A 14440-nucleotide genomic window follows, 5' to 3' on the forward strand; every position below is an offset into this window, starting at 1 on the left:
AAATTATTCTTCAATCATTAGAATGTCAACTGGATACCTCCGATGAATGTGCAAATTGCAGGATATTGCCATGCGATTACACCATTGGCTGACGTTTCGGGGTTATAACCGATGAAGTCGTTTGATGCGAAAGTATAAAGGTTATCTACCGAGATATATGCACGCAGTTTTTGGATAAACGCTTTGGTTGTCCATTTTTGCGGGAGGGTATATCCCAATGTGACGTTGCTGATTCTCAAATAGCTTCCGTTATACAAGAAACGGGAAGAATATTGAGTCGCATTGTTCGGATCTTGGTAAATATATTGCGGATACTTGGCGTCTTTGTTTTCCGGAGTCCAAGAGTTAAGTGCCACGTCTTCAAGCGGTGTGCGCAATGACATGCCGAAGCCGGTAAATACAGCACCTGAATCGTAAACCTTACCTCCTACACGATAGTTGAAGTTGATATTGAAATCTAAATCTTTCCATTTCAAGTTCGTTCCGAAACCTCCCAATATTTTCGGGTCAGCATCTCCTACGTAACGTTTTGATGCGGCATTATAATCCGATGTAGTCTCGTTGCCTGTTTCGTTCAGGTACCAAAGGGGCTTACCGGTTTCGCGGTCAACGCCTGCATATTCTTTCATATAGAACTGGGTATAAGGACGTCCCTCTTCGACAATTTGGAAAGTATATTCCAAAGGATCGTCGGTAGAAAGCTTGATAACCTCATTCTTGTTCCAAGTCAGGTTGGCAAAGAAGTTCCAGTTGAAGTCTTTTCGCTGCATCAATGCTGCGTTTACAGAAAATTCAACGCCCCGGTTGCGGATTTTACCGATGTTTTGGTAGGTTGTCGAAATACCAGTCGTCATTGACAGAGGTACTTCAAACAAAGCGTCCGATGTAATTGAGTTGTAGAAGTCAAACGTAAAGTGCAAGCGGTGCAATAAAGAAAGGTCAAAGCCGATATCAAACTTCTTCGATACTTCCCATGTCAAATCCGGATTGGATATGCTGGTCGGGATCATACCCGGAATCTGATTGTAGTTATAACCTGCTGAATAGAAACCGCGGGCAGCATACCAGTCGATATCCTGATTACCTACCGTACCGTATGAAGCGCGAAGAGTCAGGTTGTTGATGATGTTGTTGTCTTTCAAGAAATCTTCACCTGTCATGCGCCATTTAGCACCTACTGACCAGAAGTTACCCCAACGGTGGTTGGCACCGAATACAGACGAACCGTCACGACGATATGATCCGGACAAATAATACTTGTCGGCATACGAATAGTGCGCATCCATGAAATAAGAAGCCAAGCGTGCCTCTTGTTTATAATACTCAGAGCCTTGGTCTGTACCGGCAGTGGTCAGGTCACGCATACCGTCTGCAGAGAACGGGAAGTCTGACTTAGCGAAATATTCGTAATGATAGCTCTTTTTCTGCATTTCTTGTCCCAACATAACGCTCACGTTGTGCTTTTCATCGAATACATAGTTCCAACCCAGAATGTTGTTCCAGGTAATGACGGTATTCTTAGAATTATACAACTGACCCAATCCGTTGTAGTCCATACCTTGTGGATTATATTGGGCACTCCAATACTGATATTGATTCAGTTCGTTCAAGTTTACACCCAATGTCGTTTTTGCGTAAATGCCTTTGCCGAAATCAATCTGGAAATAGGGGTTCAGATTGATGGTTTGCATTTTGTTTTCGTTCAATTCACCGGCAGTTTCGTCCATTAATGCCATTGGGTTATAATTATTGATATTCGCATAGTTGCCTTCGCTGTCATAAACCGGATCCATCGGGGTCATGCTCGAAATGGCTGCTACTACCGGACTACTCATAGAACCACTTGTAGAAAGCGAGAATCCATTTTGGGTAGAATAGCTATAAGAGGTATTAACGCCAACTGTGGCCCATTTGAATTTGCTGTCCAAGTTCAAACGTCCAGAGAAACGTTCGAAATCAGCGCTTTTAACCAAACCTTCCGTATTCAAATAGCCTAGGCTGACATAATATCCGGTAGAACCGCTACGGCCCTGCATACTTAAATTATAGTCTTGATAGTAACCTTTGCGGGTAATTTCGTCCATCCAGTCTGTAGATGTTTTGCGGTCCCAGCCGAAATATTCGTCTGCCAGATAATTATAATTGTCCTGCCACTCTCCGCCTTGTGCTGCGGTCAGACCGTCTGCAAAGAGGTTCATGGTTTGTTCGGCATTGGCAAAATCCATATTGTTGTTCGCCATGCTCACAAAGCCTTGCTTTACATCCAAGTTGATATTGAATTTGCCTTCTTTTCCTTTCTTAGTTGTGATGACAATCACACCATTGGCTGCGCGTGAACCGTAAATAGCAGTTGCTGCAGCATCTTTCAATACTGTAACGCTTTCGATATCAGACGGATTCAACATAGACATCGGGTCGACAGAGTTATTGCTGCTAGCAGTCAGTGAGCCGTCGTCTGTGTCCGAATCAACCGGCATGCCATCAATGACGTATAGCGGCTGAGTTCCCGAATTTAAGGAACCACGACCACGGATATAGATAGATCCCCATACACCAGGCATACTAGTAGAGTTATTCATCTGTACGCCCGGAACCGCTCCTTCCAATACTTTTACAAAGTTTGCGTCACTCTTTCTCAGAATCGCTTCATTGCTAATCGTAGTGGCAGCACCTGTAAATGCGGCCTTGCGTTGTACGCCATAACCGGTTACCACTACTTCGTCCAATGTCCGGGTGTCCGCCAATAAAACTACATTCACAACAGGTTGAATCTCAACTTCCTGCGTCTGCAGTCCGATGAAAGAAATCACCAAAGTTCCGGCCGAACTTAATAGTATCCATAAACGCCTGTTTATAAACCGATTATAGTAAGTCTGATTATGGCTTGTTCTTTTCCATGATTAACTCATACAGAGTATGAGACGGTTTTGTCTGAACTTTTTCTACCCAAGAAGTATCTGAAAGCGATGAGATAATGGAATTTTTGATTACCTTTGTACGGAACTCAAATACATTTGGTTATGGATGATAAGTATAAGATACCCTACATAAATGCGTGCATACGCGCTTTTGCCAAGCGTTTCAGCCTTTCGGTCAAGAATGCCTTTCTATACCTATACCGGTTTAAGGGCGTGGATTTCCTGAATGACTTTTATAGTGTAGAGCATTTGCAGTCCATTGACGATGCTGTGGATGACTTGATTGTCATCTGTAAAAAAAACGGAGGTCTACTGATATGATGCTTTATCATGGAACTAATGTCGATTTCCAGCAGATAGACATTCGAAAATCCAATCCGTATAAGGATTTTGGTCAAGGTTTCTATCTGACAGATATTTTTGCACAAGCCGAAAATATGGCAGCCAAGAAAGCGCGAATTTTTGGCGGAAATCCGATTGTACAGAAATATCAATTTGATGAAGCGTATCTGTCGGCTCCGTTTCTGCATGTCCTGCTTTTTGAGAAACCCGATAAAGAGTGGGCGGAATTTATTTACCGGAACAGAACAAGGAGTATCCCTGCCTTTTCGCATCATTACGATATTGTGATAGGTCCGATAGCGGATGATGGGGTCGCTTACCTTTTAAGCCGTTACGAAGAAGGTCTTTGCACTTTGGAAGAATTGGCAAAGGAATTAGAATACAAACAATTGAATAGGCAATTCTTTTTTGGAACTTTACGAAGCATTAATTTATTGGACAGAATATGATGACAGCGATTCTGCAAGACTATTTGATTTCACACATAGTCGATAAAATAACAGATTTTTTGATTGCGGATTTCCAATTAGACATACCTTCCGCACTGAATATAGTCTATACTTCTGATACGTTCAGAATACTCTCTGATAAAGAAGCTGACTTATACTGCCAAAGCCCTTCATATATATACGAATGGCTTAAAAGAGAGTTTCTGACGGGGAAACTGGACGATACTGCCGACGGACATTTACAAGTGTTATCCAATTAAGAGCCTGTTTTAAATTTTCCAATAAAGTAATATTCTATCAGGTTCTTTTGCGTTTGTTTCCGGTCTGTTTTCCCGATTTTATTCGTCAGATAGCCCGCTATCCTCCTCATAAAATCAAAAAACATCCTCGAAAACAATTCGCAAAATTAACCTGAGCAAAATTTATAATCAAAAAGAAATGGTTTGCGAATTAGACAAACGGAATTTAAGAGTCAGAAGTGACTCCAACTCTTCTTTATAGTTTCCGATGTTGTCGAAGAAATCCTTAGGGATATTCAGTAAATATAACAAAATTAGCCAACTAATTCATACACAATGTATTGCGAATTAGTTGGCTTTTTTGTATCTTTAGATATTCCCCCGAAAATAAGGTTTGGCAGCCAAAACGGGGGAAATACCCCAACAAAGATATGGCTAAGATACAAAATATTTCGGAAATACAGCCCACTTTGGGCTTTACAGAATTTGATGTTCTGGAAAAATATCGCAAGAGTTTTCATGAGAGTGAACTGGGCAGGCTTCACTCAGTTTTCCCGTTTGACCGTATGGCAAAAGCCATAGGCTTGTCGGAACATCGTCTTGGACGCAGGAACATTTTTAGCCCTCTGGCAAAGATTGCCCTTATGGTCCTGAAAGCCTACACCGGATTCTCCGACAGACAGCTGGTGGAACATCTCAACGGCAACCTCCACTACCAGATGTTCTGCGGAATCATGATAGATCCGGCCTTTCCCATAACCAACTACAAGATAGTCAGTGCCATCCGCAATGAGATAGCATCCCGTCTTGATATTGACTCCCTTCAGGAGATACTGGCCTCCCACTGGAAACCATATCTTGAGAACCTCCACACGTCCATGAGACCTCCCCAGTTAAGGACATGCTCTTTCCATCTTATACCTGCTTGATTTACTTAGGGCATTTCCGTATAGCTATCGGACTTTGACTTGTTCAGTAGTCTTATCCATGCCCGCCAGCCTTATATCAAGTTTCTGTTCGTCAGGCCAGATGTTTGCCGACAGCTTCCTTCAGATTCCAACTCACGATGGACACCCTTGCTCTTGGCTATACACTTTCCCGCTATCGGGCGTGTTACGGACTTGCACCGGTTAGAGAATGTTCGTGCTGGGCGAACGGATAAAAGGCTGCCTCTATGAAGAAGCAGCCTTTTATTTTATGCTACAGAGTCAAAAATCATTCTACACCTGCAGTCGGCAATTGCAAAGTTTCTATTGCCGGAGGAGTAAAACTTCCAGCACTAACGGAAAATTCCAACGTCACAGTAATAACTCCGTTTTCTAAAGTTCCATTTCCTGCTACATAAGCTGTTCCATATCCGTTTATATCGCTACAAGCTGCTTGACGGGCTACTGATACCGTCCGACCATCTGCACCGACTTGGAATACGATGTCATAACCTTTTTCGTATACAGCGATAGCTTTATATAAACTTGGATTTTGGTCAGCTTGCATCACTTCTACAGGGAAAGACTGAGGACTTCCATCTTCAAGAGCGAAGAAAGTAGTTGTATAAGTTCCTGTACCGATTGAAGAATAGGTATAATCACGGTAAATAGTGATAGTCTTTTGCAAGACAGCATCCACCGGAGCGGTTTCCTCTCCCAAAGTTAACACCAAACGATAATTCTCACCTGGAGTGATGTCGCCTACCGTTACATGAATAGCTGCAGTAAATTCGCCGGCTTCAAAATTAACACTCGAAGGCACTTGGATTTCAGAAGGTACAGCACTACCATCAGACATCGAAGCACTTAAAGGGACAGTTGCGGCTTCATCTGATACCGCACGGATAACTTCTACATCAAAACCTTCATAACCTGTTGATGGAAACGAAACACTTTGTGCATTAATGGAAAAGGTTACGCCCATTGTAGTCCCTTCGTAAACAGGACCTTCGTTATCTTGGTCACAGGAAGTGAGCAGTCCCATGACTGCTACACTCAACCCTAAAAAATAATTCTTTAATTTCATGTTGTTATTCTAATTGATTAAGAATTTCTATTATTCATCACCTAACGGGTTTTGATCGGTAGCCGGATTCAGACTTGCGTTACCATCGAATTCACTCTGAGGAATTGTCATCACCCACATATAGTTTTCCGGATTGGTTGTAGGACGTCCGGTAAGCAATGCGTCGGTAGGCCATCCCATATCTGTTGTACGTGTAAATCCTTGTTTCAAACGGCGGATATCCCATACACGTCCGTATTCACCCCACAATTCGATACGGCGTTGGTCGATAATGGCTTCCAGCAATGAGCCGGTGCGGTCTGAAGTCGTTGCACCCAATTCAGTTCCCGTAAGGCTATCAATCGGATAAGTCAAGTCACGTTGTCCCATCAGGTTTCTCAGATATTGGTGTGCCACATCCTCGTTACCCATACGGCAAGCAGCCTCGGCAGCAATCAGGTGCATTTCTTCTACACGCATCCAAATATAATCGCCTTCCCAAGTCTGTGTATTCGATGATTTGAACTTTTCCTGAGTGTAACCGCTATCATCAGTATTCGCAGAATGCTGCGTGTTCCACCAGCTTCTACGTGAATCAGATGCACTCATTAAAGCATACAGGTCTTTGCTGATTTGCTTTGGAGCAGTCGCTGCATAAGCCCCCAAGTCATAGTCCATATGGCTGAAAAAACTGGCATACATGGTTGACTGATCAGAACGGATAGCAGCGCCCCACATTACATTCCCCGCATCTACATTGTTCAGTCCGGCAAAAGCGTCAACCGGCTGAATTGTGCAGCCGCTTGTCTCAATAGCGGAAACCGCAGCCTCAAATGCCGTATTCCAGTCTTCCATCGTCAAAGCAATACGTGCCAACCAACCGTATGCTACACTTTGGTCGATGTGGGAAATGTGTGTACGGCGAGAACCTTGTCCTAACAATTCAATAGAACGGTTAATGTCACTCAAAATCTGATCATATACTTCCTGGACGGTAGCACGAGGCTTCCCTTTCGTTTCCGGATTAGAAGGTTCTGTATAAATCGGGCAGCAAGGTTCGTTTTCATGACCTTTGTAAGTACGGGCAAAGTTCTGAGCCAACATAAAATAGGAGAATGCGCGGATAGCGTATGCCTGACCCAATACATTATTTACCAGTTCCGTAGTTCCTTGCATGCTGCCGTCGCCTGCCAAAATTTCATTGGCACCGTTCACCCATGTATAGAAACAATTCCACATGTCATACGGACGCCATGCCGTGCTGGCATACATATCTTTTACCTGATACAGGCAGTCGTACCAGAACCAGCCGCTACCCATTGCAGCTTGTATCATGTCTTCACCCATCAGGTCTGCCATCAATACATACGAATTGATACCGAAGCTTTGGTGAGTATTGCCTTCCGGTGACCATGAATTATACATAGAACGATACATACCATTTAAAGCTACAATAGCAGTACCTGCATTACCAGAGATTCCACTACTCGACATAGAGTCTGTAGGCGCAGTTTCCAATGCATCGTCCGAGCAACCCGCAAGCATAGCACATCCTACGACTCCTGCAACTATATAATTGAATATTTTGTTCATGTTTTTTCTTAAAATTTAAATTGATTAGAAATTAACTTCGAAACCTAACGACCAAGTCTTGTTCGGAGTATAAGCGTAATTAGTTTGTCCACTAAAATTATATTGCGGATCCATACCTTGCAAATGAGTAAACAATGCCAGATTATCAACAGAAGCAAATACGCGTACAGAGCCTAAACGGGCTTTCTGCATCCAAACCTTAGGCAATGTATAACCTAATGTAATGTTCTTAATGGCAAAATAAGAAGCGTCTACTAAAAAACGGTCATTGGTTGCGTATGAACCGGCGATTTCAATACGCGGCACATCGGTAATGTCACCCGGTTTTTGCCAACGGCGCAATGCGTGAACGTTCCAAGTATTGTTGTAATACATGTTGTTCATCGAACCGGCATACAGGCTGTCGTAAATCTTACCGCCAATCGAATAAGTGGTCAAGATAGACAGGTCAATGCCCTTCCATGTCAGATCGGTACTGATGCTACCATACAAATCTGGGATACGGCTGCCCAAGTAATGCTTGCTGTTATTCGCTTTGTTGTAATCGCTGGAGATGTAGTCTTCACCAATTTTATTTCCGTTTTCATCTGTATCATATACCCAATAAAGCTGTGCACCTGTCGCAGGGTCTACACCAGCACTTTTTGCCATATAGAATGTGTTGATAGGCATGCCTTCTTTAATACTGTAGATACCGCTGATGATTTCAGGAGAATCTCCGGTCAGTTCCAGTACTTTATTCTTTACCGTAGAGCCCATCCATGACAAGTTCCAAGTCAAATCTTCTGTCTTGACAAGTGTGCCTCTGATTTCAAATTCGAAACCGCTGTTACGCATGCTTCCCACATTAGCGTTATATCCATTATAACCGGTAGAAGTAGCCATCGGGTAGCTCAACAACATATCGGTTGTTTTCTTATTATAATATTCAGCGTTAATGCTCAAACGGTGATCCAACAACAAAGCTTCGATGCCGACATTCAAGTTGCCATTCTTTTCCCATGTCAACGATCTGTTTTCCAATGATGAAGGCATTGCACCCGGATTGTTTTCATTAGTCCAGCTCAAATCGTAGAGCCCTTGCCACAGATAATAATTAGGGTTACCGTTTGCATCCAAAATATTATCATTACCTTGTTGACCATAGCTTAACTTCACAGACAAGTTGTTAATCCATGTCAAATCTTTCATGAATTCTTCTTTCGATACACGCCAGTTACCTCCTACAGACCAGAAAGTACCCCAACGATTATCTTTATAGAAACGTGAAGAACCATCCGTACGCAAAGAAGCAGAGAAATAATATTTTTCGTCAAAATTATAATTAAAACGACCGAACCAAGATTCGATACGGTAGTTATCGGTATAAGAGTCAGCGTCATACAATACAGCACCCGGACGCAATTCCAAAATACCGTCTACCAAACCGGTTCTTCCAGCTGAAAGGTATTCATATTGGTAAGCATAAAACTCATGACCGGCCATCACATCGAAATTATGCAAACCGAACGTACGGTTCCATGTCAGGATCTGATTGAACGTATAGCTTTGCATACGGACACTGTATTTCTGCAACAAACCGCCTGCGTTAGCCTGATTACCATGATACATATTCATGTAGTCCATCTGATTCTGGTTACGATAGTCCATACCGAAGTTAACAGAGAACTTCAAGCCTTTGAATACACCAAATTCATCTTTATCACCACCCAATGTGAAGCCGGTACGCAAGCTGGCAACATCATTCTTTACCAATGATTTATCATCAATCAAACCTCCTAATGGATTATAGTCATCATAACTACCCGGACGACCGCTTTCACCATAGTCCAATTGGGGATTTCCATTTGAATCCAACAGGTTATTACCATTCTCATCCTTTATATATACAGGAAGCAACGGAGAAATAAATTGTGCAGAATACCATACGTTCGACTGTGATGTATCTTCATACTGGCTATAGTTCATAATAGAATGCGTCAAAGATACGTTCATGTTTGCCTTAAACCAGTCGGTTACATCCGAAGTAATGTTGGCGCGTCCGTTATAACGCTGGAAACCGGTATTAGTTAAAATACCATCTTCGTTTACATAACCTAATGAAAACATGTATTTAGTTTTAGCAGAACCTCCGCTCAATGACAATTGATGTTCATGACGAAAAGCACCATTTTGCTGTACGGCATCCAACCAAGGTTCGTTCCAAGCTGAAACAGCATCTGCGCGTACTTGTCCTGTAGCCGGATCAATTAATTGGTCCCACGTATAATTTTTAAACGGATTATAAAGTTCACCGGCACTACCTCCCAAATTGCGAGCCAATGAAGCACGAGCCATAGCCTCAGCTTGCTCCCATGAATAACCATTGCCAAACGCATAACTGTTACGTGCGGCTTCGTAACTCAACTGAACAAAATCTTTTTGGCTTACCGTTTCATATTCAGGAATCGCGCGTGAAGACCATCCTGCGGTAGAACGCCAAGTTACATTTGTCTTGCCCTCCTTACCTTGTTTAGTAGTAATCATGACTACACCGTTCGCACCACGTGCACCGTAAAGGGCACCGGCCGAAGCATCTTTCAGAATTGTCATCGATTCGATATCCGACGGATTGATAGAAGAAAGTGTACCGTCATAAGGAACACCATCTACTACATACAACGGGTCTTGTGAAGCATTAATAGAACCATAACCGCGGATTACAATAGAGGCAGATTCACCAGGTTGTCCTGAACCCGAGGTTGTTAATACGCCTGTCGTTTGTCCTTCCAAGGCTTTTGTCACATTAGTAATAGGGCGAGATTCGATCTTATCACCTCCGACAACCGAAGCCGAACCCGTAAACGAAGACTTCTTAGCCGTACCGTAAGCTACCACCATCACCTCGTCCAACACCTCAGCATCCGACTTCAGCACAACTTTCACAACCGGCTGGATCTTAACCTCTTGCGTCTGCAGTCCGATGAAAGAAATCACCAAAGTTCCGGCCGAACTAATATGTTTATGAAATTGTCTGATTATAAACATCTTATAATTCTCTCTTTTTCGTGTTTAAACAAAACATAACTAGGTTACAACATCTTGTAGACGTGTTTTAGTAGGAAAATTTCTACCAAAATGTAATCTTATAAAGTTTCAATTATGATTGAAGAATGCGATACTTTTCAATAAAGTTTCAATTATAATTGAAACTTTATTACTATCTTTGTGTGATTCTAAAAGAGAAATATATGAAGGAGAAATATGTAAATAGACCGATTTATACAGAAAAAGTGAGACCTTTTATCAGGAAGCAATTGATTAAGATACTTACCGGACAACGGAGAGTGGGCAAGAGTTACATCATGCTCCAACTGATGGATACGGTAAAGATGCAGTATCCCAAGGCTAACATTATCTACATCGACAAGGAACTGCTGTCTTATTCGGAGGTGAAGGACAGTAATTCACTTTATGATTACGTATCTGCCCGCTTGACTTCTAGACCGGACTTTCTGTTCATTGATGAGGTGCAGGAGATTGACGGCTTCCAGCTTTGCCTGAGAAGCTTGTTGAACGAAAACAAGTGTGACATCTATTGCACCGGGAGCAATGCAAAAATGCTTTCCGGCGAACTGGCTACACATTTAGGAGGCAGATACATCGAAATACCTGTGCATTCGCTCAGCTATCGGGAGTTTTTAGAATTCAACAGCCTTTCCGTAAGTGACGAATCACTGAACCAGTATCTTACATTAGGCGGAATGCCTTACCTTCATAACTTGTCTTTAGACCGGAATGTCATTTACGAATACCTCCGCAACGTGTATTCTACAATCATGCTGAAAGATGTTGTAAGCAGGGAAGCTATCCGCAATGTTGCCTTTTTGGAGAACTTAGTTGCTTATTTAGCTGATAATGTAGGCTCATTGTTTTCCGCTCAAAACATAAACAAATACTTGAAGTCGCAACACATCAACATGCCTACCCAGACGATACTGAACTACCTGAGAGCGTTATGCAACTCTTATTTCATTTGCAAAGTCCAGCGTGCTGACGTCAACGGGATGAAGGTGTTCGAAATAGGCGAAAAGTATTATTTTGAGGATTTAGGTCTCCGTAACGCCATCCGCATGTTCGACTACCGGAAAGACATCAACAAGCTAATGGAAAATGTAGTCTATATAGAGCTGCTTCGTCATGGATACAATGTCTATATAGGCAAGAACGATACAAAAGAAGTGGATTTCATTGCGGAAAAAGACAACGAGAAGCTCTATATCCAAGTGGCTTATATGTTATACGACGAACAGACCGTGCAGCGGGAATTCGGCGGATTGATGGAAATTGCCAACCATTATCCTAAATATGTCATCACAATGGATACGTTGCAAAACGGAGGAAGCTACCAAGGAATCAAGCAGGTACATTTAAGGGATTTTCTATTGGCTGAAGACAAAGGGAAGCTTTGAATTTATGCTGCATAGACAGCTACTTTTTATATGGCAAAGGCTGCCTCAAAATGATCCTGAAGCAGCCTTTGCTATTTTGATGTTGCCGACTATTCCGATACAGGAAGAATTAATGTTTCATTATAAGAACCATAACTTCCGACACCGGGAATAGAGTGTTCCAGCTTAACGGTAATCACGCCGTTTTCTAACTTACCTGAACCGGCTACATGTACTTTTCCGTAAGTAGCATCCGTCCATGCAGGTTGCGAATCAACCGTCACTTCGTTAGAGTTAACTTTGAATACGACATCCAAACCTTCTTCATACAAACTGATAGCTTTGTACCATTCCACTTGATTGGCTTTCTGTACCTCCACTTCCCATTCAGCATAGTCTTGTCCTTCTTCCGCCATAGCGGTTGATTGGAATGTGCCTGTGCCAAGAACAGAATAGGTATAATCGCGGAAAATAGTAACCGTTTTGCTGCCAATAAAGTCTATATTGGCATGTGTCTCAGGCAAATTGATGATTATTTGATAATTCTGTCCCGGAGTGATATCACCTACACTAACGTGGATGTTTGTTTTGAACTCACCGTCTTTAAACGTTACGGTAGACGGAACAGAAATCGTTGACGGAAGCGGTTCTAACTCTCCACCGTTCACTAAAGATGCCGTGACATCAATCGTCAATTCACCTGCCGTTTTTGCCCGAAGCACTTCCACATCAAAGCCTTCGTAGCCAGTTGAAGGGAAGGATACAGATTGAGTGGCAAGTTCGAATGTGATGCCAGCATTATCTCCGCCTCCGTAAATGGCTCCTTCATTGTCCGTATCGCATGCACTCAACAGAGTTGCTACGGAAACGCATAAACTTAGAATGTATTTATTCAACTTCATAATGTATCGTTGTTTACTTATTGTTTGTTATTTATGATCACCTATCGGGTTTTGGTCTTTAGTCTGATCCAAGCTGGGGTTACCGTCGAATTCTGATTGTGGAATGGTCATCACCCATGCATACGATTCGGGATCTTGTGTATCTGTACCTTGAATCAAAGCTGAGGCAGGCCATCCCATGTCTGTAGTGCGGGTAAATCCTTGTTTCAGACGGCGAATGTCGTAAATACGTCCGAATTCTCCCCATAGTTCTATACGGCGTTGAGTGATGATTTCTTCCAGCAATGATCCTGTTTCGTCTGAAGTCAACTTACCCAAAGCTGTTCCTGTCTTGGTGCAGTTGTAATCTGCATCACGTTGTTGCATTACAGCGTTTAGGTTCAAGCGTGCTTTACTCTCGTCGCCTAAACGACAATAAGCTTCGGCAGCGGTAAGATACATTTCTTCTACGCGCATCCAAATATAATCACCGGTCCATAAAGATACATCGGCAAATTTGAATTTCTCTTGCTGGTAACCTCCTTCTTCGTTATTAGGATCGTTCGGATTCCACCAATTACGGCGGATATCGTTTACACCCATTTTTGCATAAAGCTGTTTGTTGATTTGTTTGCGTGCAGATTCGCCGTATGCGTGAGCGTCAACGTCCAAATGAGTGAAGAATCCGGCGTACATGCCTGACTGGTCGGCACTGATAGCTGCACCCCACATTACATTAGGAAGTTCTACGCTATTCATGCCTTTAGTTAAATTGTCACCAGTGCCCACTTGGCATCCACTATTCAGAATAGCATTTTCTGCGGCTTCTTTAGCTGTGTTCCAATCTTCCATGACTAATGCTACGCGTGCCTGAAATCCGTATGCTACCCCCAAGTTGATATGAGTCATGCTGGCTCTTGCCTCTGTCGTAGCGGAAAGGCAGGTAATGGCATGTTCCAAATCATCGGTAATTTGCTGATAGACTTCTTCTACTGTCGCACGAGGTTTTCCATCAGTGTGGATGTCGGTCGGTTCAGTATAAAGCGGTACGCAAGGTTCGGTCTCATGTCCTTTATAAGTACGGGCGTAAAGTTGTGCTAACATAAAGTAGGTATATGCACGTACGGCGTAAGCTTGTCCCAGTACATAATTTTTTTCCGAGTCTGTTCCCGTCATGGCATCTCCCGCATTAATAATGTAATTCACGTTCGATATCCAAGTATAGTAACCATTCCATGTATCATACGAACGCCAAGCGGTAGAGGTGTACATGTCTTTCACCTGATAAACACAATCGTACCAAAACCAACCGCTTCCTTGTGCAGCCATAATGAAATCTTCTCCCATTACGTCCGCCATTATGTTATAAGCCGAAATACCAAAACATTGGTGAGTGTTTGCCGCATTTGAGACTCCGGCAGTGTACATGGCGCGATACACGCCATTTAACGGTATTAACGCATTAGTGGCACTTCCTAACAACTGGTCGCCTGAAACAGAAGCGGACGGAGCTGTTTCCAGTTGGTCGCTGCAGGCTGTGAGTGAACAAGCAGCCATACCGACCAACAGATATTTGAATAAATTCTTTTTCATACG

The 14440-nt window shown here is 42.7% G+C and carries 10 protein-coding genes and 1 pseudogene; 5 read left to right on the forward strand and 6 right to left on the reverse strand.

Features of this window, described 5'->3' with window-relative positions; translation table 11 throughout:
- Positions 1–17 precede the first annotated feature (17 nt).
- Positions 18–2813, reverse strand: a complete 2796-nt coding sequence (locus BACSA_RS14350; RefSeq protein ID WP_013618758.1) for a SusC/RagA family TonB-linked outer membrane protein — start codon at positions 2811–2813, stop codon at positions 18–20.
- 207 nt (positions 2814–3020) lie between these two features.
- Here BACSA_RS14350 and BACSA_RS14355 point away from each other — a divergent pair, with 207 nt between their 5' ends.
- From BACSA_RS14355 to BACSA_RS14370, 4 genes and pseudogenes are all read left to right on the forward strand, one after another.
- Entirely contained in the window at positions 3021–3239 is a 219-nt protein-coding gene (locus BACSA_RS14355) for a DUF3791 domain-containing protein (protein ID WP_013618759.1), read from the forward strand.
- On the forward strand, positions 3236–3709 hold the full coding sequence (locus BACSA_RS14360; protein WP_013618760.1) for a DUF3990 domain-containing protein: 474 nt from the start codon (positions 3236–3238) through the stop codon (positions 3707–3709). Before BACSA_RS14355 ends, BACSA_RS14360 begins: the two co-directional genes overlap by 4 nt.
- The gene (locus BACSA_RS14365; protein WP_013618761.1) at positions 3706–3969 is read left to right on the forward strand and encodes a hypothetical protein; all 264 of its coding nucleotides are present in this window, start codon (positions 3706–3708) and stop codon (positions 3967–3969) included. The genes BACSA_RS14360 and BACSA_RS14365 overlap by 4 nt, the downstream gene beginning before the upstream one ends.
- 410 nt (positions 3970–4379) lie before the next feature.
- A pseudogene (locus BACSA_RS14370) lies at positions 4380–4829 on the forward strand (transposase); the annotation flags it as partial.
- A 334-nt stretch (positions 4830–5163) separates the two neighbouring features.
- On the opposite strand, the gene BACSA_RS14375 reads toward BACSA_RS14370, so the two are convergent.
- The 3 genes from BACSA_RS14375 to BACSA_RS14385 are packed head-to-tail and all read right to left on the reverse strand — an operon-like array spanning position 5164 to position 10560.
- On the reverse strand, positions 5164–5961 hold the full coding sequence (locus BACSA_RS14375; protein ID WP_013618763.1) for a hypothetical protein: 798 nt from the start codon (positions 5959–5961) through the stop codon (positions 5164–5166).
- 30 nt (positions 5962–5991) lie between these two features.
- The gene (locus tag BACSA_RS14380; RefSeq protein ID WP_013618764.1) at positions 5992–7533 is read right to left on the reverse strand and encodes a RagB/SusD family nutrient uptake outer membrane protein; all 1542 of its coding nucleotides are present in this window, start codon (positions 7531–7533) and stop codon (positions 5992–5994) included.
- A gap of 24 nt (positions 7534–7557) precedes the next feature.
- A complete protein-coding gene (locus BACSA_RS14385; protein ID WP_013618765.1) occupies positions 7558–10560 on the reverse strand; it encodes a SusC/RagA family TonB-linked outer membrane protein in 3003 nt (1000 codons plus the stop codon).
- Positions 10561–10763: 203 nt separating this feature from the next.
- Here BACSA_RS14385 and BACSA_RS14390 point away from each other — a divergent pair, with 203 nt between their 5' ends.
- Positions 10764–11984 (forward strand): ATP-binding protein, encoded by a 1221-nt coding sequence (locus tag BACSA_RS14390; RefSeq protein ID WP_013618766.1) that lies wholly within the window; start codon positions 10764–10766, stop codon positions 11982–11984.
- An 89-nt stretch (positions 11985–12073) separates the two neighbouring features.
- Here the strand turns inward: BACSA_RS14390 and BACSA_RS14395 are convergent, their stop codons facing one another.
- Together BACSA_RS14395 and BACSA_RS14400 are read right to left on the reverse strand one after the other, a co-directional pair.
- Positions 12074–12865, reverse strand: a complete 792-nt coding sequence (locus BACSA_RS14395) for a hypothetical protein (protein ID WP_013618767.1) — start codon at positions 12863–12865, stop codon at positions 12074–12076.
- 27 nt (positions 12866–12892) lie between these two features.
- Positions 12893–14437, reverse strand: coding sequence for a RagB/SusD family nutrient uptake outer membrane protein (locus tag BACSA_RS14400; protein ID WP_013618768.1), 1545 nt, complete (start codon positions 14435–14437; stop codon positions 12893–12895).
- Positions 14438–14440 lie beyond the last annotated feature (3 nt).

The sequence above is a fragment of the Phocaeicola salanitronis DSM 18170 genome, from assembly GCF_000190575.1.
Lineage (GTDB): Bacteria > Bacteroidota > Bacteroidia > Bacteroidales > Bacteroidaceae > Phocaeicola > Phocaeicola salanitronis.

Excerpts from the sequence above, each read along its gene's own strand:
- BACSA_RS14355 (WP_013618759.1), top strand. The coding sequence starts at position 3,021 with ATGGATGATAAGTATAAGATACCCTACATAAATGCGTGCATACGCGCT.
- BACSA_RS14360 (WP_013618760.1), top strand. The coding sequence starts at position 3,236 with ATGATGCTTTATCATGGAACTAATGTCGATTTCCAGCAGATAGACATT.
- BACSA_RS14365 (WP_013618761.1), top strand. The coding sequence starts at position 3,706 with ATGATGACAGCGATTCTGCAAGACTATTTGATTTCACACATAGTCGAT.
- BACSA_RS14375 (WP_013618763.1), bottom strand. The coding sequence starts at position 5,961 with ATGAAATTAAAGAATTATTTTTTAGGGTTGAGTGTAGCAGTCATGGGA.
- BACSA_RS14380 (WP_013618764.1), bottom strand. The coding sequence starts at position 7,533 with ATGAACAAAATATTCAATTATATAGTTGCAGGAGTCGTAGGATGTGCT.
- BACSA_RS14385 (WP_013618765.1), bottom strand. The coding sequence starts at position 10,560 with ATGTTTATAATCAGACAATTTCATAAACATATTAGTTCGGCCGGAACT.
- BACSA_RS14390 (WP_013618766.1), top strand. The coding sequence starts at position 10,764 with ATGAAGGAGAAATATGTAAATAGACCGATTTATACAGAAAAAGTGAGA.
- BACSA_RS14395 (WP_013618767.1), bottom strand. The coding sequence starts at position 12,865 with ATGAAGTTGAATAAATACATTCTAAGTTTATGCGTTTCCGTAGCAACT.
- BACSA_RS14400 (WP_013618768.1), bottom strand. The coding sequence starts at position 14,437 with ATGAAAAAGAATTTATTCAAATATCTGTTGGTCGGTATGGCTGCTTGT.